Annotated in this window: 13 protein-coding genes; 3 read left to right on the plus strand and 10 right to left on the minus strand. The window is 71.2% G+C overall.

Translation table 11 applies throughout. The features are described 5' to 3' along the window. Positions 1 to 6 precede the first annotated feature (6 nt). Positions 7 to 651, minus strand: coding sequence for a dihydrofolate reductase family protein (locus ACODT5_RS13900; RefSeq protein ID WP_422519469.1), 645 nt, complete (start codon positions 649 to 651; stop codon positions 7 to 9). A 378-nt stretch (positions 652 to 1,029) separates the two neighbouring features. Here ACODT5_RS13900 and ACODT5_RS13905 point away from each other — a divergent pair, with 378 nt between their 5' ends. Both ACODT5_RS13905 and ACODT5_RS13910 read left to right on the plus strand, forming a co-directional pair. Then, complete coding sequence (locus ACODT5_RS13905) at positions 1,030 to 1,884, plus strand: Fpg/Nei family DNA glycosylase (protein ID WP_422519470.1); 855 nt, start codon at positions 1,030 to 1,032, stop codon at positions 1,882 to 1,884. 36 nt (positions 1,885 to 1,920) lie between these two features. Continuing rightward, positions 1,921 to 2,688: an SDR family NAD(P)-dependent oxidoreductase gene (locus ACODT5_RS13910; protein WP_422519471.1), complete on the plus strand. Its 768-nt coding sequence runs from the start codon at positions 1,921 to 1,923 to the stop codon at positions 2,686 to 2,688. Between the two features lie 630 nt (positions 2,689 to 3,318). Here the strand turns inward: ACODT5_RS13910 and ACODT5_RS13915 are convergent. The 8 genes from ACODT5_RS13915 to ACODT5_RS13950 form a co-directional block, all read right to left on the minus strand. Beyond that, entirely contained in the window at positions 3,319 to 3,699 is a 381-nt protein-coding gene (locus ACODT5_RS13915; protein ID WP_112451800.1) for a helix-turn-helix domain-containing protein, read from the minus strand. 109 nt (positions 3,700 to 3,808) lie between these two features. Continuing rightward, positions 3,809 to 4,363: a CinA family protein gene (locus ACODT5_RS13920; protein WP_422519655.1), complete on the minus strand. Its 555-nt coding sequence runs from the start codon at positions 4,361 to 4,363 to the stop codon at positions 3,809 to 3,811. A 47-nt stretch (positions 4,364 to 4,410) separates the two neighbouring features. Then, entirely contained in the window at positions 4,411 to 5,067 is a 657-nt protein-coding gene (pgsA, locus tag ACODT5_RS13925) for a CDP-diacylglycerol--glycerol-3-phosphate 3-phosphatidyltransferase (protein ID WP_327255230.1), read from the minus strand. After that, the gene (gene rimO, locus ACODT5_RS13930) at positions 5,064 to 6,557 is read right to left on the minus strand and encodes a 30S ribosomal protein S12 methylthiotransferase RimO (protein WP_422519472.1); all 1,494 of its coding nucleotides are present in this window, start codon (positions 6,555 to 6,557) and stop codon (positions 5,064 to 5,066) included. The genes pgsA and rimO overlap by 4 nt, the downstream gene beginning before the upstream one ends. A gap of 113 nt (positions 6,558 to 6,670) precedes the next feature. Then, positions 6,671 to 7,567 carry a helix-turn-helix domain-containing protein gene (locus ACODT5_RS13935; RefSeq protein WP_422519473.1) on the minus strand — a complete coding sequence of 299 codons (897 nt, stop codon included), beginning with the start codon at positions 7,565 to 7,567 and terminating at the stop codon, positions 6,671 to 6,673. Positions 7,568 to 7,771: 204 nt separating this feature from the next. Next, on the minus strand, positions 7,772 to 10,603 hold the full coding sequence (locus tag ACODT5_RS13940) for an FtsK/SpoIIIE family DNA translocase (RefSeq protein ID WP_422519474.1): 2,832 nt from the start codon (positions 10,601 to 10,603) through the stop codon (positions 7,772 to 7,774). Between the two features lie 259 nt (positions 10,604 to 10,862). Next, the gene (locus tag ACODT5_RS13945; RefSeq protein ID WP_422519475.1) at positions 10,863 to 11,549 is read right to left on the minus strand and encodes a response regulator; all 687 of its coding nucleotides are present in this window, start codon (positions 11,547 to 11,549) and stop codon (positions 10,863 to 10,865) included. A gap of 229 nt (positions 11,550 to 11,778) precedes the next feature. Beyond that, positions 11,779 to 17,289 (minus strand): HAMP domain-containing protein, encoded by a 5,511-nt coding sequence (locus ACODT5_RS13950; protein WP_422519476.1) that lies wholly within the window; start codon positions 17,287 to 17,289, stop codon positions 11,779 to 11,781. A gap of 285 nt (positions 17,290 to 17,574) precedes the next feature. Here ACODT5_RS13950 and ACODT5_RS13955 point away from each other — a divergent pair, with 285 nt between their 5' ends. After that, positions 17,575 to 20,097 (plus strand): SpoIIE family protein phosphatase, encoded by a 2,523-nt coding sequence (locus tag ACODT5_RS13955; protein ID WP_422519477.1) that lies wholly within the window; start codon positions 17,575 to 17,577, stop codon positions 20,095 to 20,097. 20 nt (positions 20,098 to 20,117) lie between these two features. Here ACODT5_RS13955 and ACODT5_RS13960 read toward each other — a convergent pair whose 3' ends face one another. Beyond that, on the minus strand, positions 20,118 to 20,318 hold the full coding sequence (locus ACODT5_RS13960; RefSeq protein WP_422519478.1) for a hypothetical protein: 201 nt from the start codon (positions 20,316 to 20,318) through the stop codon (positions 20,118 to 20,120). Between the last annotated feature and the right edge of the window lie 100 nt (positions 20,319 to 20,418).

Consider the following 20,418-nt stretch of genomic DNA (forward strand, 5'->3'; position numbering starts at 1 on the left):
CTGCCGTCACTTTCGCCAGAACAGGAGGTGCGCCACCCCGCTCGGGCTGGGCACGACCTCCAGGTGGAACCGGTCGAGCAGCTCGTCGGGCGACTCCCAGAGCCGGACTCCGGACCCGAGCTTCAGCGGCGAGACCACCACGTGCAGGGTGTCGACGAGATCGGCGTCGAGAAACTGCCTGATGGTGGTGGCCCCGCCGCCGAGCCGGACGTCCTTGCCCTGCGCAGCCTCCCGGGCCTGCTCGAGGACCGCGGCAGGGTCGCCGGCGACGAAGTGGAACGTGGTGTCGGAGAGCGTGAACGACGGTCGCTCGTGGTGGGTCACGACGAACACCGGGGTGTGGAACGGGGGCTCGTCACCCCACCAGCCCTGCCACTCGTGGTCCTGCCAGGGCCCGCGCTGAGGCCCGAACTTGTTGCGGCCCATGATCTCGGCACCGATGTTGCGTGCGTAGTCCCGCGTGAAGTGGTCGTCGAGGCCCCGGCTGCCCCCGGGGTCGGTGCGCATGGGCCAGCTCGCCGTGGCACCGGCCCATGCGAACAGCCTCCCGGGATCGACATGGCCGAACGGCCTCTCCAGGGTCTGGTCCTCGCCGGCACCGATGCCGTCACTCGAGACGTTGAAGTTCTGGACCCTCAGTAGCTGAGTCACGCATTCCTCCTGTGATCGCGACAACAGAGATGAGACTCTCCACGCCGCCCAAACTCATCGCTGCACACCCTCCTACTGACAAACACTGCCGCGCACAGGCGGACGCAGCCACCGCTCCGAGACACAGCCCAGAACCAGGGCCCGAGACTCAGCCCAGAACCGGAGTACAGGGCACAGCCCAGAACCGGGGTCCGAGGCACAGCCCAGAACCGGGGTCCGGGGCGCAGCCCAGAACCGGGGTCCGGGGCGCAGCCCAGAACCGGGGTCCGGGGCGCAGCCCCGGGGAACGGAGGAAGGGCGGGGCGGGGAACAAGCACCAGACGGCGGCGCCCCGGCCGACCGCACCCCACCGGCCCGCCCCCACGGGAGAATGGCCGCATGCCCGAAGGAGACAGCGTCTACCGCACCGCGGCCCGGCTCCGCGAAGCCCTCGCGGGCAAGGAACTCACCCGCTCCGACCTCCGCGTCCCCCGCTTCGCCACCGCCGACCTCACCGGCTTCACCACCCTCGCCGTCGTCCCCCGGGGCAAGCACCTCCTCATCCGCTTCGGCGACCCGGCCCCCACCGAAGGCACCGAAGGTGCCACCCGCCACCCCTGCCACCCCCGTCACCCCCTCCTCACCCTCCACACCCACCTCCGCATGGACGGGACCTGGCGCATCCTCCCCGCCACCACCGGCGCCCCCGGGGGCGCCCACACCCCCGCCCACGAGCTCCGCGTCATCCTCGGCACCACCACCCACACCGCCTTCGGATACCGCCTCCCCGTCGTGGAACTGCTCCGCACGGCCGACGAACACCGCGCCGTCGGCCACCTCGGCCCCGACCTCCTGGGTCCCGACTGGAACGAGGAGGCCGCCGCCTCGAACCTCCGCACCGCCCCCGCCCGCCCCCTAGGCGAGGCCCTCCTCGACCAGCGCAACCTGGCCGGCATCGGCAACATCTACAAGGCCGAGCTCTGCTTCCTCGCCCAGGTCACACCCTGGACCCCGGTGGGCGACCTGCCGGCCGGCACCCTCCCCCGCCTCGCCGCCGCCGCGCACCGGCTCCTCGACGCGAACAAGGACCGCCACCGCAACACCACCGGCAGCCGCCGCCCCGGCCAGGACCTGTTCGTCTACGGCCGCGCCCGCCGCCCCTGCCTGCGCTGCGGCACCCTCGTCCGCGAGGCCCCCCAGGACGACCGCCCCACCTACTGGTGCCCCCGTTGCCAATCCGGCCCGACGCCTTAGTTGACGCTTCGTCAGATCCGGTCGTACCGTCCCCGCATGCCTACACCCAGCGCGTACGAACTCACCGGCCGGACCGCCCTGATCACCGGCGCCGCCAGCGGCATCGGCCGGGCCACCGCCGTACTCCTCGCCGAGGCCGGAGCCGCCGTCCATTGCGCGGACCGCGACGACCAGGGCCTGGAGGAAACCGTCGAACTGGTCACCAAGGCCGGCGGCCGGGCCACCGCCCACCCCCTCGACGTGACCGATCGCGCCGCGATCAAGGCGGCGATCGCGCAGGCCGGCCCGCTCGACATCACCGCCGCGATCGCCGGGATCATGCACAGCAGCAGCGTCCTGGAGACGTCCGACGAGGACCTCGACCGGGTCCTGGACATCAATTTCAAGGGGGTGCTCCGCACCTGCCAGGAGGCCGCCCGCGCCATGATCGCGGCCGGTCGGCCCGGTTCGATCATCACCATGGCCTCCGGCGCCGTGGACGCCGCCCAGCCCGGCCTGCTCTGCTACAGCGCCGCCAAGGCCGCCGTCGTCCAGCTGACCAAGACCCTCGCCACCGAGGCCGGCCCGCACGGCATCCGCGTCAACGCCGTCGCGCCCGGCTGGATCCGCACCCCGATGACCGGCCGGCACAGCCCCGAGGTCCAGGAGCAGACCGAAGCGATGATGACGCGGATGTCCCCGCTGCGCCGCGTGGGCGAGCCCGAGGACATAGCCCAGGCGGTGCTCTACCTCGCCTCGGACGCCTCGTCCTTCATGACGGGCCAGATCCTTCGCCCGAACGGTGGAGTCGCCATGCCCTGGTGACCACCCGCCCGGCTCCCACCGCAGGGCACCCGGTCATCCGGACCGCCCGTTACCCCGGGCCCCGATTGCCGGACCCCTGCTCCCCGCCTCCCGGCGACACCGCCCCCGACTCCCCGACCCCCACCGACCCAGCAGCAGCCCGCTCCCCACCGCTCCCCGGGACGCCGCCGTTGCCCGCGGCGCCTCCACCGCCGTCCCCGTCACCACGCCCGCCGCCCGCAGCCCCTCGGCGACGGCGGCCAACAGGCCCCGGCACGCAGTGCACCGGCAGCAGTCCCAGTCCCCATCCCCCGACGGCGACCGCACCCTCCACCGGCCCGGCCTCGGCCGGCGCCAGCACGATCCGCAGCACGGCCCACCACCACAGGACGCCCACCGACAGCGCGAGGGCCAGACCCACGGGTATACCCAGCAACCGCCGCACGGCCACCTCCAGGGGCCGGAGTCCCGAACGGGCTCATCCTCCCGCACCCCGCCCGGACCCGCACCCCGCCCGCTCCCCCTCCACGCCGCACCGGAACGGCGCCCTCGCCACATCCGCCCCCGGAACGGCAAGGAGCCCCGGCCGACGCCCGAAGGGCACCGGCCGGGGCTCCGGCCACACTCATACGCTCTACACGCACGCACGCATCACGCGGCTACGACGTTCACCGCTTCCACGGGTGCCTTGATGGTCACCCGTTCCGGGCCACCCGTGACCGAGGCCACGGATACCGAATTGAGCATCGGGCGGACCGGTGCGGACACCGGTTCGCTCGCCGCGGCGGACTGGGCCAGCTCGGCGAGCGAAAGCTCGTCGCTGACTTCCCGCATCAGCTCTGACATCCGTACGTCAAGCGCGTCGCAGATCGCGGAGAGCAGCTCGGAGGATGCCTCCTTCTGCCCCCGCTCCACCTCGGAGAGATAGCCGAGCGAAACTCGGGCGGACGAGGAGACTTCGCGCAGAGTACGGCCCTGGCGCTGGCGCTGCCGACGCAGCACGTCACCCAGCAGGCGACGGAGCAGAATCATCGGTGGCTCCCTCCTCTGACCGTGTAGCCGTAACCTTCACGCCCCACCGTACCGCCTCGGGCGGCGGCCGTGCGGGGAGCGATGTCGTGTTCACTCAGGGCTGCAAACATCAAATCCCCCCGTCCTGTTCCGTATCCTGCCCCCGCAGATTCTCGCGGAGTTCGCTCGAGAACAGCTCGAGCACTGTCCGTGTGCTCTCCCTACGGATTTCCGCGCGGGAGCCTTTCAACCGCAGCCGGGCCGTTTTCCTGCCCCCGGGACCTGCGACGGCGATGAAAACGGTGCCCACCGGCTGTCCGTCCTGAGGGTCGGGACCGGCCACTCCGGTGGTCGCGATGCCCCAGGACGCACCGAGCAGGCGCCGCACCCCGGCCGCCATCTCCTCCGCGACCTGCGCGTTCACCGCGCCTTCCGCCGCGAGCAGCCCGGCGTCCACACCCAGCACCTGATGCTTGAGCTCGGTCGCGTACGCCGTCACGGACCCGCGGAAGGACTTGGAGGCGCCCGGGACGGCCGTCAGCTCCGCGGCCACCATTCCGCCGGTCAGCGACTCCGCGACAGCGACCGTACCGTTACTCTCCGCAAGGAGTCGCAGCACATCAGCCGCAACCGCCCCAGTGTCCCCAGCAGCACCGGCGACATTCCGCACCGCTTCAGCAGGCACCTGAGATCCGCCCGCTTCTTGCACCGCCGCGTCGTCCTCCGGCAGGTTCACCGCGCGGCACGCTCCGCGGCGAGCCCCTTGCGCCGGAGCACGACGGCCTGGCGGACGTAGTCCAGACCCGTGACGACGGTCAGGACGACGGCGGCCGCCATCACCCAGAACCGCAGCGTCGCCAGCGGCCCGGTCAGCGCGAGCACGTACATGCCCACCGCCACGCCCTGGGTCAGGGTCTTCAGCTTCCCGCCCCGGCTCGCGGGAATCACTCCGTACCTGATGACCCAGAAACGCATGAGCGTGATCCCGAGTTCCCGGCCGAGGATCACCCCGGTGACCCACCAGGGCAGATCTCCGAGCCAGGACAGACACACCAATGCCGACCCCATGATCGCCTTGTCGGCGATGGGGTCGGCGATCTTCCCGAAGTCCGTGACCAGGTTGTACGTACGGGCCAGGTGTCCGTCGAAGATGTCGGTGATCATGGCGACGGCGAACGCCGCCCACGCCAGCGCCCGCCAGACGGGGTCGTAGCCCCCGTCGGCGAGCAGCAGCATCACGAATCCCGGCACCAGGACCAGCCGGATCATCGTCAGGATGTTGGCGATGTTCCACAGGCTGGCCTGATTGACCGCCGCGGCGCCCAGCTTCGCGCCGGGCGCGGGCCGGCGGCCGGTCCCGCCCGCCGCAGATGCCGGGGCTCCGGTCATCCGGCCGCCTCCTCAAGATCCACGCCCAGGGGCTCCGCCACCAGGTCCACACCCAGGGTGCCGACCACCTTCGCCGTGACGATACGCCCCGGGACCAGGCCCGCGCCGTCCGTGAAGACGACCTGGCCGTCGGTCTCGGGTGCCTGGTGGGCGGCGCGCCCGTAGGCACCCTCTCCGTCCTCGGCCTCGTCGATCGGGACGACCGTCTCGACGAGCACCTCCAGGGTCTCTCCGATCCGCTCCTCCGCGCGCTGCGAGGTGAGCTCCTCGGCGAGGCGCTGCATGTGGGCGAGGCGCTCGGCGATGGTGTCGGCGTCCAGCTTGTTCTCGTACGTGACGGCCTCGGTGCCGTCCTCGTCGGAGTAACCGAAGACGCCGATGGCGTCGAGCCGCGCTCGGTTAAGGAAACGCTCCAGCTCGGCGAAGTCCGACTCCTTCTCGCCGGGGAAGCCGACGATGAAGTTGGACCGGACGCCGGCCGTCGGGGCCTTGGAGCGGATGGTGTCCAGCAGCTCCAGGAACCGGTCGGTGTCACCGAAGCGGCGCATGGCGCGCAACACGTCGGGGGCCGAGTGCTGGAAGGAGAGGTCGAAGTACGGGACGACCTTGGGGGTCGAGGTGAGTACGTCGATCAGGCCGGGCCGCATCTCGGCGGGCTGGAGGTAGCTGACGCGGACGCGCTCGATGCCGTCCACCTCGGCCAGCTCGGGCAGCAGGGTCTCCAGCAGGCGGATGTCGCCCAGGTCCTTGCCGTACGAGGTGTTGTTCTCGGAGACCAGCATGATCTCCTTGACGCCCTGCTCCGCGAGCCAGCGCGTCTCGCCCAGCACGTCGCTGGGGCGGCGGGAGATGAAGGAGCCGCGGAAGGACGGGATGGCGCAGAAGGAGCAGCGCCGGTCGCAGCCGGAGGCGAGCTTGACCGAGGCGACCGGGCTCTTGTCCAGCCGGCGGCGCAGCGGCGCACGCGGACCGGAGGCGGGCGCGACGCCCTCCGGAAGGTCCGCGGGGGCGGCTTCCGGCTCCTGCGCGTGTCCCGGGAGGGCCACGTCGGCGTCCTGGCGCTCGGCCGGGCTGATCGGCAGCAGCTTGCGCCGGTCGCGCGGGGTGTGGGAGGCGTGGATGCCGCCGTTGAGGATGGTCTGGAGGCGGTCGGAGATGTCGGCGTAGTCGTCGAAGCCGAGCACGCCGTCGGCCTCGGGGAGCGCTTCGGCAAGTTCCTTGCCGTAGCGCTCGGCCATACAGCCGACGGCTACGACGGCCTGCGTGCGGCCGTGATCCTTGAGATCATTGGCCTCCAGCAGGGCGTCTACGGAGTCCTTCTTGGCGGCTTCGACAAAGCCGCAGGTGTTGACGACGGCTACGTCCGCATCGGCGGCGTCCTCGACGAGCTCCCAGCCATCCGCCGCCAAGCGGCCTGCGAGCTCCTCCGAGTCCACCTCGTTACGGGCGCAGCCAAGAGTGACAAGGGCGACGGTACGGCGTTCGGGCATGGACTCAAGACTACTTCGTCCCGGCACCGGCCCCCGCCTCCCGTCCCGGACGACAAGATCCCCGGGGTGCCACGTGGCACCCCGGGGATCCGGAACGTTTTATTCCCTGCTGGTCAGCCCGCCTGGGCCTGGCCCTCACGGGGGTCGTCCTTGGTGTATGTGAGACGTTCCACCTGCCCGGGCTGGAACTCGTCCTTGATCTCCTTGCCGTTCACGAAGAGCTTCACGACCCCGGCGTCGCCGAGCACCAGGTCGATGGACTCCTTGTCCGTGAACGTCTTCGACTGACCCTGTTCAAGGGTGCCGTCGAAGAGGAGGCGGCCGCTGTGGTCCTTGGCCGAGATCCAGCTCTCCCCGTCGTTGGCCGTCAGGACGACCGTGACGAGGTCCTTGGGCGCAGCGGCGATGGCGCTGTCCGAGGGCTCCGGCTTGGGAGCCGTAGGCGCCGGCGTCGCCTGGACCGAGGGCTTGGAGGCGTTGGGGGTGGGAGCGGGCTTCGGCGCGGCGGAGCCTTCCGCCACCGGCCGCTTGGCCTTCTCGTCGGCGCCGCCGAAGGCCGTGAAGCCGACGAAGCCGATCACGGCGACGATGGCGGCGACCATGGCGGCGGTCCAGTTGGGCCGCTGCCGTTCGGGGCGGATCCGCTCGGCTTCGAACATCGGCGCGGCGGGGGTGGGTGCCGGCCGGCCGCCGTGGGCCGCGTCGTAGCTGTCGATCAGGGGTTCCGGATCGAGTCGTACGGCACGGGCGAGCGTACGGATGTGGCCGCGGGCATAGACATCGCCGCCGCAGCGCGTGAAATCGTCGGATTCGATCGCGTGCACGATCGGAATGCGCACGCGGGTGGTGGAACTGACCTCGTCGACAGTCAGCCCGGCGGCGATCCGGGCCTTCTTGAGGGCCGTCCCGATGGACGGCTCTTCGACGGAACGTTCGACGAGGCGGTCCTCGGACCGGTCGTCGGTCGAAGGCTGCTCATCTTCGGGGGAGTTGGCGTTGCCGATGGACACGAGGGCGCCTTTCGAGCGTGTAGCCACCTGCTGGAAGTCCAGTCTAGGGGGGTGACGAAAGGGTGAGGCAACCGGAGGGGTGCCTCCCTACGCCATACGAATGGCCAGAGGGCTCCCGCCCGGTGCGGCGACCCGGAACGGGCCGCCACCTCCCTCAACTAGACACGCGACCCGGGGAAACGGTTGCCCCCGATCCTTTGCGCATTACTCGGGAGGAGTCTCCCCCCGGATCACCGCGAGCACCCCGTCCAGTTCGTCGGCCTTCAGCAGCACGTCGCGCGCCTTGGACCCCTCGCTCGGCCCGACGATCCCCCGCGACTCCATCAGGTCCATCAGCCGCCCGGCCTTCGCGAAGCCGACCCGCAGCTTGCGCTGGAGCATCGAGGTGGACCCGAACTGCGTCGAGACGACCAGCTCGGCCGCCTGGCACAGCAGGTCCAGGTCGTCGCCGATGTCCTCGTCGATCTCCTTCTTCTGCTTCTGCCCGACGGTGACGTCGTTGCGGAAGACCGGCGCCATCTGGTCCTTGCAGTGCTGCACGATCCCGGCGATCTCGTCCTCGGTGACGAAGGCGCCCTGGAGCCGCACGGGCTTGTTCGCGCCCATCGGCAGGAACAGCCCGTCGCCCTTGCCGATCAGCTTCTCCGCGCCCGGCTGGTCCAGGATGACCCGGCTGTCGGCGAGCGAGGAGGTGGCGAAGGCGAGCCGCGAGGGCACGTTCGCCTTGATCAGACCGGTCACCACGTCCACCGAGGGCCGCTGCGTGGCGAGCACCAGGTGGATGCCGGCCGCGCGGGCCAGCTGGGTGATGCGGACGATCGAGTCCTCCACGTCGCGCGGGGCCACCATCATCAGGTCGGCGAGCTCGTCGACGATCACCAGCAGGTACGGGTACGGGCTGAGCTCCCGCTCGCTGCCCGGCGGCAGTTTGATCTTGCCGTCGCGGATCGCCTTGTTGAAGTCGTCGATGTGCCGGTACCCGAAGGCCGCCAGGTCGTCGTAGCGCAGGTCCATCTCGCGCACGACCCACTGGAGGGCCTCGGCGGCCCGCTTGGGGTTGGTGATGATCGGCGTGATCAGGTGCGGGATGCCCTCGTACGCCGTCAGCTCCACCCGCTTGGGGTCCACGAGCACCATCCGGACGTCCTCCGGGGTGGCCCGCACCATCACCGAGGTGATCAGGCAGTTGATGCAGGAGGATTTACCGGAACCAGTGGCTCCGGCGACCAGCACGTGCGGCATCTTCGCCAGGTTGGCCATGACGTAGCCGCCCTCGACGTCCTTGCCGAGCGCGACGAGCATCGGGTGGTCGTCCTCGGCGGCGTCCGCCAGCCGGAGCACGTCCCCCAGGTTGACCATCTCGCGGTCGGTGTTCGGGATCTCGATGCCGACCGCCGACTTGCCCGGGATCGGGCTGATGATGCGCACGTCGGGGGAGGCCACGGCGTAGGCGATGTTCTTCGCCAGCGCCGTGATCCGCTCGACCTTCACGGCCGGGCCCAGCTCCACCTCGTAGCGGGTCACCGTCGGCCCCCGGGTGAAACCGGTGACCTTCGCGTCGACCTTGAACTCCATGAACACGTTCGTCAGCGAGGCCACGACCGCGTCGTTCGCGGCGCTGCGGGTCTTGCCCGGCCCGCCCTTCTCCAGCAGGTCCAGCGAGGGCAGGGAGTACGTGATGTCCCCGCGCAGCTGGAGCTGCTCGGCGCGGGGCGGCAGCGCCTGGGTCTCGGGCGGGGCCTTGGTCAGGTCGGGAACCGACAGCGTCCCGGAGGCCGCCGCGGTGGTGTCGTGCGGCGGGGCCGCGGCGGCGGGCTTCTCCTCGCGGGCCGGCCGCTCCTCGAGGGCGGCCCCCTCTTCCCCGGCGGGCCCCTCCTCCCGGGCCGCCGGGACCGGAGCGGTGACCTCCGCGCCCTCGCGCTCCACCGAGATGCCCTGCGTGAGGTCGGCGACCAGCGGGGAGGGCGGCATCCCGCCGTACACCACCCCGTCCAGCGCGGCCGCGGCCGCGGCGGCCACGTCGACGGCGTCCATCCCGCGGCCCATGGCCGGCCGGCCCGCGGACCGCCTGGGGCGCCGCCGGGCGAGCGCCTCCTCCTCGGCGGCCTCCGCCGGGTCTCCCGGCCCGGCGGCGCCGGAGCGGGCCCGCCACTGCTCGGCATCGTGCCGGTCCGCGGCGGCCGAGGCCGCGCTCCCGGCGTCCCCGCGCTCCGCGTACTCGGCGTACTCGGCGTCGTGCTCGTTCGGAGCGATGACCCCCAGCCGGATCCCCGCGCTCCGCAGCCGCTGCGGGATCGCGTTGACGGGGGTGGCGGTGACCACCAGCAGCCCGAAGACGGTGAGCAGCACCAGCATCGGCACGGCCAGCGGCGCGCCCATCGTGAAGATCAGCGGCTTCGACGCGCCCCAGCCGATCAGCCCGCCGGCGTTCTGCATGGCGGTGGTGCCCTCGTCGCGCCCGGGGGCTCCGCAGGCGATGTGCACGAGCCCCAGGACTCCGATGACCAGCGCGGAGAGCCCGATGCCGATGCGGCCGTTGGCGTCGGCCTGTTCGGGATGGCGGATGAAACGTACCGCCATGACGCCGAGCAGGATCGGCACGAGCAGGTCGAGCCGCCCGAAGGCGCCGGTGACCAGCATGGTCACCAGGTCTCCGACGGGCCCGCTCAGGTTCGACCAGGTCCCGGCGGCGACGATCAGCGCGAGCGCGAGCAGCAGCAGGGCGAGGCCGTCCTTGCGGTGGGCCGGGTCGAGGTTCTTGGCGCCCTGGCCGATGCCGCGGAAGATGGCGCCGACCGCGTGCGCGATGCCGAGCCAGAAGGCGCGCACCAACCGCAGCACTCCCCCGGTGGGAGACGGCGCGGGCTTGGGCGCGACCTTCTTGACGGTGGCGCGCTTGGCGGCGGGCGCCGCCTTCTTGGCGGGCGGCTTGCGTGCTGGGGCAGCTTTCTTCGCCGGCGCCGTCGTACGGCCGGTGCGGCCCTTCGCGGTGCCCGCCGTGCTCTGGGAACCCTTACCGGACGTACTTGAGGCCATGCGCCCGAGGTTACCGGTGCGCGCGCCGGTGGACACGCGTGCCCACCCCTTCACCCGTTCGTGTCGTTCCGAGTCCCGGAAGGCAGACGCCCGCGCCCTCGGCCCGTACCGGAGGCTCCCCATGACGCCCCGCCAGACCTGACGGACCGCCAACAGGCCCCCGGCAGAACGACAACAGACGCCCGGCAGACCCCCGACGGACCGCCACCGGCCCGGCAAACGGGCCCGCGTGCCCGTCGGCGAGGGGCCCGCCCGGACCTCAGCCCTGAGCGGGCAGTACGGGACTCCCCCCGCCGGTCCCCGGCTCCAGCGCGTCGAGCGCCCGCCGCAGTCCGGTGAGCTTGCGCTCCAGGTGGGCCGCGGTGGCCACCACCGAGGGATCGGCGGCCTCTTCGCCGAGCTGCTTGGTCAGCGCCTCCGCCTGCTCCTCCACCGCGGCGAGCCGCGCGGAGAGCTCGGCCAGCAGGCCGGCCGTCTCCTTGGAGCCGTCCACCGCGCCGTTGGAGCTGCCGCCCTCCAGCTGGAGCCTCAGCAGCGCAGCCTGCTCGCGCAGTTGGCAGTTCTTCGTATACAGCTCGACGAACACCGAGACCTTGGCCCGCAGCACCCACGGGTCGAAGGGCTTGGAAATGTAGTCCACCGCGCCCGCCGCGTACCCACGGAAGGTGTGGTGCGGACCGTGGTTGATCGCCGTCAGGAAGATGATCGGGATGTCCCGGGTCCGCTCCCGCCGCTTGATGTGCGCGGCCGTCTCGAACCCGTCCATGCCCGGCATCTGCACGTCGAGCAGGATGACCGCGAAGTCGTCCGTCAGCAGCGCCTTGAGCGCTTCCTCCCCCGACGACGCCCGGACCAGTGTCTGATCGAGCGCGGAGAGGATGGCCTCCAGCGCCAGCAGATTCTCCGGCCGGTCGTCGACCAGGAGGATCTTGGCCTTCTGCACCATGCCCTGTCCTCCTCGCCCCGGCATGGGGCCTCCCCGGCTCCTGGCTCCGGCCTGTACGCCGGGCCCCGCCCCAGAGGACGGCATCCTTGCGCCGTCCGTCCTTGTGCCGGTCATCGTAGCCCCAGTCCCGAGATCGCCACACCCTGTCACCAAGATGTCACAGCGCACGAAGCGGAAACGTGGTGGAAGGGCAGAAGGTTCCCACGGGAGTTGTCCTCCGCCCGCCCGGTCACGCCCCGGCCCCGCGCATGTGCCCTTCCATGACCGACAGTAGGTAGTCGGGCTCGACCGGCTTGGTCACGTAGTCCGAGGCACCGGACTCGATCGCCTTCTCCCGGTCCCCCTTCATGGCCTTCGCCGTCAGCGCGATGATCGGCAGCCCCTCGAACTGCGGCATCCGCCGGATCGCCGAGGTCGTCGCGTACCCGTCCATCTCCGGCATCATGATGTCCATCAGCACGAGCGCCACGTCGTCGTGCTGCTCCAGGACCTCGATGCCCTCCCGGCCGTTCTCCGCGTACAGCACCGCCAGCCCGTGCTGCTCGAGCACGCTGGTCAGCGCGAAGACGTTGCGCACGTCGTCGTCCACGATCAGCACCCGCTCGCCGTGGAAGTCGTACGTCCGCGGCGCCTGGGGCAGCGGCTCCTCGACGGCCCACGCGTCCGCGTCGCCCTGTCCGGGCACCTCGGCCCGCAGCGGCGGCTCGGCCATCGCCTTGCGGCGCCGCCGGAACAACGCGGAGGACCCCTGCCCGACCGGTTCCCCGGCCCGCGGCAGCGACATCGGCCCCACGGGCGCTACGGGGCCCTGCGCCACCGGCGCCGCCGGCAGCTCGGGCCGCACCTCCTCGGCGGCCGGGCGGCGGTACAGCTCCCCGCGCGCCCCGCCGGGCGTCGGCGGCGCGTACCCCTGCGGGGGCAGCTCGCTCGGGTGCAGCGGCAGGTACAGGGTGAAGGTGGACCCGCGGCCGGGCTCGCTCGCCGCGTGGATCTCCCCGCCCAGCAGCCGGGCGATCTCCCGGCTGATGGAGAGGCCCAGGCCGGTGCCGCCGTACTTGCGGCTGGTGGTCCCGTCGGCCTGCTTGAACGCCTCGAAGATCACCAGCATCTTGCTCGCGGCGATCCCGATCCCGGTGTCCGTCACCGAGAAGGCGATCAGGTCGGCGTCGGCCTCCCGCAGCGAACCGGCCTCCAGGAGCTGCTCGCGGATCGCGATGGGCACATCGGCCCCGGCGGGCCGGATCACCAGCTCCACCGCCCCGGTGTCGGTGAACTTCACCGCGTTCGACAGCAGGTTGCGCAGCACCTGCAGCAGCCGCTGCTCGTCGGTGTGCAGGGTCGCCGGGAGCTCCGGGGAGACCCGTACCGAGAAGTCGAGCCCCTTCTCCGCGGTCAGCGGCCGGAAGGTGGCCTCCACGTAGTCGACGAGCTGGACCAGCGCGATCCGCGTCGGGGAGACGTCCATCTTCCCGGCCTCGACCTTCGACAGGTCGAGGATGTCGTTGATCAGCTGGAGCAGGTCGGAGCCGGCCCCGTGGATGGTCTCGGCGAACTCCACCTGCTTGGGCGAGAGGTTCTCGTCCGCGTTGTCGGCGAGCAGCTTGGCCAGGATCAGCAGGGAGTTGAGCGGGGTCCGCAGCTCGTGCGACATGTTCGCCAGGAACTCGCTCTTGTACCGCATCGAGACCGCGAGCTGCTCGGCGCGCTCCTCCAGGACCTGCCGGGCCTCCTCGATCTCGGTGTTCTTCACCTCGATGTCCCGGTTCTGCTGGGCCAGCAGCTCGGCCTTCTCCTCCAGCTCGGCGTTGGCCGCCTGGAGGGCCTTCTGCCGGTTCTCCAGCTCGTCGGAGCGCTCGCGCAGCTGCTCGGTCATCTCCTGCGACTGCTTGAGCAGCATCTCCGTCTTGGAGTTGACGGAGATGGTGTTGACGCTCGTACCGATCATCTCGGCGATCTGGCTGAGGAAGTCCTTCTGGATCTGCGTGAAGGGCTGGAAGGAGGCCAGCTCGATGACGCCGAGCACCTTCCCCTCGAAGAGCACGGGCAGCACGATCACGTGCGCCGGCGGTGCCTCGCCGAGCCCCGAGGAGATCTTCAGGTAGCCGGGCGGGGTGTTCTCGATGAGCACCATCCGCTTCTCCTCGGCGACCATCCCGATCAGTCCCTCCCCCGGCCGGAAGGAGATGGGCATCTGCCCGCCGGCGTACGCGTAACTCCCGCGCATCCGCAGCTCGTACGAGCCGTCCGCGCCCCCGTCGGTCCCGATCTCGGTGGTGCCCCCGGTCGGCAGCGCCAGGAAGAACGCCCCGTGCTGCGCGGAGACCACCGGGGTCAGCTCGCTCATGATCAGCGAAGCCACGTCGTCCAGCTCGCGGCGGCCCTGCATCAGGGCGGAGATGCGGGCGAGGTTGCCCTTGAGCCAGTCCTGCTCCTTGTTGGCCAAGGTGGTGTCGCGCAGGTTGGCGATCATCGTGTTGAGGTTGTCCTGGAGCACCTGGATCTCGCCGGCCGCGTCCACGTCGATCTTCAGGTTGAGATCGCCCCGGGTCACCGCCGTGGCGACGGCCGCGATGGCCCGCACCTGCCGGGTGAGGTTCCCGGCCATCTCGTTCACGGACTCGGTCAGGTCCCGCCAGGTGCCGTCCACGTCCCGCACCCGCGCCTGGCCGCCGAGGATGCCCTCGGTACCCACCTCGCGGGCCACCCGGGTCACCTGGTCGGCGAAGGAGGAGAGCTGGTCGACCATCGTGTTGATCGTGGTCTTGAGCTCCAGGATCTCCCCGCGCGCGTCGATGTCGATCTTCTTGGTCATGTCGCCCTTGGCGATGGCGGTCGTGACCATGGCGATCTGCCGCACCTGGCCGGTGAGGTTGGAGGCCATGAAGTTCACCGAGTCGGTGAGGTCCTTCCACGTCCCGGAGACCCCGGGCACGTGCGCCTGGCCGCCCAGACGGCCCTCCGTACCCACCTCGCGGGCCACGCGCGTGACCTCGTCGGCGAAGGACGACAGGGTCTTGACCATCGTGTTGACGGTGTCGGCGAGCTGCGCGACCTCGCCGCGCGCCTCGACGGTGACCGTCTTGGTCAGGTCGCCGTTGGCCACCGCGGTCGACACCTGCGCGATCCCGCGCACCTGGGCGGTCAGATTGCCGGCCATCGTGTTGACGTTGTCGCTGAGGTCCTTCCAGATGCCGGTCACCCCCCGCACCCGGGCCTGGCCGCCGAGGATGCCCTCGGTACCCACCTCGCGGGCCACCCGCGTCACCTGCTCGGCGAAGGACGACAGCTGGTCCACCATCGTGTTCACGGTGGTGACGAGCTCCAGGATCTCGCCCTTGGCATCGACGGTGATCTTCTTGGAGAGGTCGCCCATGGCGACCGCCGTGGTCACCTCGGCGATGTTGCGCACCTGCGAGGTCAGGTTGTTCGCCATGAAGTTGACGGACTGGGTGAGGTCCTTCCAGGTGCCGGAGACGCCCTTCACCTCGGCCTGGCCGCCCAGGATGCCCTCGGTGCCCACCTCGCGGGCCACCCGGGTCACCTGCTCCGCGAAGTTCGAGAGCTGGTCGACCATCGTGTTGAGGGTGTTCTTCAGCTCCAGGATCTCGCCCCGGGCGTCGACCTCGATCTTCTGCGACAGGTCGCCGCGCGCCACCGCGGTGGCGACCTGCGCGATGTTGCGCACCTGCGAGGTCAGGTTCCCGGCCATGCCGTTGACGGAATCCGTCAGGTCGCGCCACACGCCGGCCACACCGGGCACCTGCGCCTGACCGCCGAGCCGGCCTTCCGTACCCACGTCCCGGGCCACCCGGGTCACCTGCTCGGCGAAGGCCGAGAGCTGGTCGACCATCGTGTTGATCGTGTTCTTGAGCTCCAGGATCTCGCCGCGCGCGTCCACGTCGATCTTCTGGGAGAGGTCGCCGCGTGCCACGGCCGTGGTCACCTGGGCGATCTGGCGCACCTGGGAGGTCAGGTTCCCGGCCATGAAGTTGACGGAGTCGGTGAGCTCCTTCCAGGTGCCGGACACCCCCTCGACCCGTGCCTGGCCGCCGAGCCGGCCCTCCGTGCCCACGTCCCGCGCCATCCGCGTGACCTGGTCGGCGAAGGAGGACAGCTGGTCCACCATCGTGTTCACGGTGTTCTTCAGCTGGAGCATCTCGCCGGAGACGTCGACCGTGACCTTCTGCGACAGGTCGCCGTTGGCCACCGCCGTCGTCACCTGGGCGATGTTGCGGACCTGCCCGGTGAGGTTGCGGAAGGCGGTGTTCACCGAGTCGGTGAGGTCCTTCCACGTCCCCGCCGCGCCCGGCACCTGCGCCTGGCCGCCCAGTTCACCCTCGACGCCGACCTCACGGGCCACCCGCGTCACTTCTGCACCGAAGGACTGGAGCTGGTCCACCATCGTGTTGACGGTGTTCTTCAGCTCCAGCATCTCGCCGGCCACGTTCACCGTGACCTTCTGCGACAGGTCGCCGTTGGCCACCGCCGTCGTCACCTGGGCGATGTCGCGCACCTGCGTGGTGAGGTTGCGGAAGACCGTGTTCACCGAGTCGGTGAGGTCCTTCCACGTCCCCGCCGCGCCCGGCACCTGCGCCTGCCCGCCGAGCAGGCCCTTCGCCCCGACCTCGCTGGCCACGCGGGTGACCTCGTCCGCGAAGGTCCGTAGCGTCTCGGTCATCTGGTTGATCGTTTCGGCCAGCTGCGCGACCTCGCCGCGCGCGCTGACCCGGACCTTCTGCGACAGGTCGCCGTTGGCCACCGCCGTCGTCACCTGGGCGATGCCGCGCACCTGGGCCGTCAGGTTGCCGGCCATCGTGTTGACCGAGTCGGTCAGGTCCTTCCACACGCCCGCGACCCCGGGCACCTTCGCCTGGCCGCCGAGCTCGCCCTCCGTACCCACCTCGCGGGCCACGCGGGTCACCTCGGAGGAGAACGAGGAGAGCTGGTCCACCATCGTGTTCACGGTGTTCTTCAGCTGCAGCATCTCGCCGGCCACGTGCACGGTGACCTTGCGCGACAGATCGCCCTTGGCCACCGCCGTCGTCACGAGAGCAATGTCACGCACCTGGGCGGTGAGCCGGTACGCCATCGTGTTGACGGAGTCGGTCAGATCCTTCCAGGATCCGGACATTCCGCGCACCTGCGCCTGGCCGCCGAGCTTGCCCTCGGTACCGACCTCCAGCGCCACCCGCGTCACCTCGTCGGTGAACGCGGAGAGCTGGTCGACCAGGTTGTTGACCGTCCGCCCGACCTTCAGGAACTCCCCGCGCAGCGGGTGCCCGGCACCCTCCGCGGCCTGGGTCCGCAGGTCCATGCGCTGGTCGAGGTCACCCTCGGCGACCGCCGACAGCACCCGGCCCACCTCGGACACCGGCCGGGCCAGATCGTCCACCAGCTGGTTCGAGGCATCGATCGCGGCCGCCCAGGAGCCCTCGCAGGCGCCTGTTTCCAGCCGTTCGCTGAGCTTGCCCTCGCGGCCCACCATCCGCCGCACCCGGGACAGTTCCCCGGTCAGGTGGAGATTGCGGTCGGCCACCTCGTTGTAGACGGCGGCGATCTCCGCCATCACCCCGTCGCCGGACACCGTCAGGCGCTTGCGGAAGTTCCCGTCCCGCATCGACACCAGGGCCGTGAGCAGCCTGTTCAGGGCCGCGGTATCGACTTCCGTCGTCACGCCCCGCCGGGAGCGTCCTCCCTTCGGGCGCGTTCCCGTACGCCGCACCGCCGCGCCAGCCTCCACCGTGTCCCTCCCGAAAGGGTCGACCACTGTTCCACCGGGCATCTTGTTCATCAGACTGCGTCCACTTACGCCGTGCCCATCTACGCCGTGCCCATTTGCGCCGCGCCCACTAACTACCCGGCTCCAAGCCTGCCCAGTGTTTCACCCCGGCCGAACCCGGCCATAACACTCCGGCACCATCGCACACCGGCCACACCCTGTGGGTGGATTCCCCGACGACGGCACCATGGCGACCGTGAAGGTAAGTAACCTGGCATCCGTTGTCCACCGCGTCGAAGGAGACTTGTGATCACGGCACGGGCGGCTGCCAGTTTCGATCCACAGGGGCGTTCGGTCGCTGCTGCCCGCGCATTCGTCCGCGACACCCTCCAGGGCTGGGGTTTCTCGGACATCACCGACGACGCGGTCGTCCTCACCAGCGAGCTCGTCACCAACGCCGTGGTCCACGCCGGCACCCGCGCCGAAGTCCTGTGCCTGCGCACCGAGGACGGCGTACGGGTCGAGGTGGCCGATCGCTACCCGGAGCGCGAGCTCCCGCTCCAGCACCCCGGCGAGCGCCCGTACGCCGATCCCGACCGCGAGAACGGCCGCGGGCTCATGCTCTGCGCCGCCCTCGCCACCCGCTGGGGCGTCGAGTACACCGCCACCCACAAGCACGTGTGGTTCCGGCTCGACATGCCGGACCGTCCGGTCGGTACCCGTTCCGCGGGACCCGTCGTCCCCGACCAGCTCCTGCCCCTGGCCGACAGCCGGGTCCGTGTCGCCGTCCTGCAGATCGACTCCGCCGGCGCCGTCTCCGCCTGGAACGAGGACGCCGAGATCATCTTCGGCCACCTCGCCGCGAAGGCGGTCGGCCGCCCGCTCGCCGAGCTCGCCGCCTGGCCGCAGACCCCCGGCACCGGCACCGGCATCGCCGAGGCCCTGCGCCTGTCCCGCTGGGAGGGCAGCTACGGCATCCGCGGCGCCGACGGCCGCGTCATCCCGATCTACGCCTCCCACCTGCGGGTCCGCGATGCCCACGGCGAGCCCTCCATCGTCTGCCTGCTCGTGCACGACGACGAGCGCGCCCTGCTGCAGAGCCCCGTACGCGTCCCCATGGACGGCGGCCACCTGACCGAGGCCCGCCCCACGGACCCCTTCGAGATCTTCATCGGCTCCCCCGCCCCCGACGACCTCGACGGCCTCCTCCAGCGCACCGTGGAGCGCGCCCGCGACCTCCTCGACGCCGACTCCGCCTTCCTCCTCCTCGCCACCGACGACGAGACCGAGCTCGAAGTCCGCGCCACCACCGGACTGCCCTCCACCCGCCAGCGCTTCGCCCGCGTCCCCGTCGAAGCCGGCACCAACCGGTACGGCAGCGCCCGCATGCCCGCCGTCCACGAGGACCTCGTCGTCGTCCCCGGCGCGGTGCCCCTCCTGGAAGCCACCGGCATGCGCTCCGCCATCACCGTCCCCCTCAAGGTCGAGGGCCGCCTCACCGGCTCCCTCGGCGTCGCCGCCGAGATCCCCGGCCGCTACTCCAACGACGACGCCCTGCGCCTGCAGTTCGCCGCGGACCGCATCGCCCTCGCCGTGGAATCGGCCCGCCTCGGCGAGCTCGAACGGCTGCGCCGCGGCTCCCTCTCCTTCCTCGTAGAGGCCTCCGACCTGCTCGCCGGAACCCTGGACCGGGACCAGACCCTGGCCCTCATGGCCCAGATGACCGTCCCCACCCTCGCCACCTGGTGCGCCGTCTACACGATCGCCGACCAGTCCTCCGACCCGTTCCTCTCGTACGTCCTGCACGAGGACGAGGAACGCATCGACGGCCTCAAGGCCCTGCTCGCCCAGGTCAGCCCGCCCGAGCCGGTCCGCGAGTCCGGCGCCCGTCCCTGGCCCGAGACCTCCCTGGCGGTCGGCGGCGAGACCGTGGTCCTCCCGCTCCTCGCCCGCAACCGCGTCATCGGCATGCTGACCCTCGGCAAGCCCTCCGAGGAGCACTTCCGGCAGGAGATCCTCGAACTCGCCGAGGACCTCTCCCGCCGCGCCGCACTCGCCCTGGACAACGCCCGCCTGTACTCCGAGCGCACCGCCATCAGCCGCTCCCTCCAGCGCAGCCTGCTGCCGCCCGGCTCCCCGACCATCCCCGGCATCGAGGTCGAGGTCATCTACCGCGCCGCCGGCGAGGGCAACGAGGTGGGCGGCGACTTCTACGACGTCTTCCCGATCCGCCCCGGCGTCTACGGGTTCGCCATCGGCGACGTCTGCGGTACCGGCCCGGAAGCAGCCGCCGTCACCGGCCTGGCCCGCCACGCCCTGCGCCTCCTGGCCCGCGAGGGCCTCGGCGGCCCGGCCGTACTGGAGCGCCTCAACGCGGCGATCCTCGACGAGGGCGACCGCAGCCGCTTCCTGACGCTCCTCTACGGCGAGCTGCACCCCCAGCCCGACGGCGGCGCCCACATGAAGGTCGTCTGCGCAGGCCACCCCCTGCCGCTGCGCCTGCGCCCGAACGGCGAGGTCACCCCCGCCGCCGACCCGCAGCCCCTCCTCGGCGTCCTGGACGACCTGGACCTCTACGAGCAGACCCTCACCCTGGACCCGGGCGACGTCCTGCTCTGCGTCACCGACGGAGTCACCGAACGCCGCGAGGGCACCCGCATGCTCGGCGACGACGGCCTCACCGAGGTCCTCACCACCTGTACGGGCCTCACCGCCGGCGCCGTCGCCTCCCGCGTCCTGCGCGCGGTGGAACGCTTCGCCGCCGAACCCGCCTCCGACGACATGGCCATCCTGGCCTTCCGCATCCCCCAGCAGCGCGACGGCGACTGACCACCGCCGCGCCACTCGCCCTACCGTCGGGGCCCGGCCACCAGGATCATGAACGACGGGGCCGCCATTTCCCCGGTCCAGGGCGCCCGGCCCGTCTCGACGGCGGCGTCGCGGCCGGTATCGAAGCGGGAAGAAGACACGGACGGGGACGGGGAGGCGCCGTCGCCGGCCAGGGCCGTCCTGACCGTGTGGGCGAGGTGTCGAATCCGTTCGTTGCTCATGAGGTTCCTCCCGTGGATCGAGGGCCTTGGAACTCCTGCTGATCCCATTGCGCCCCGAACCCCGCCCCCGGTCATGGCCCGAAGATTCGGGACTTGACGA

Origin of the sequence: Streptomyces tatrensis (genome assembly GCF_049310065.1) — a bacterium.
Lineage (GTDB): Bacteria > Actinomycetota > Actinomycetes > Streptomycetales > Streptomycetaceae > Streptomyces.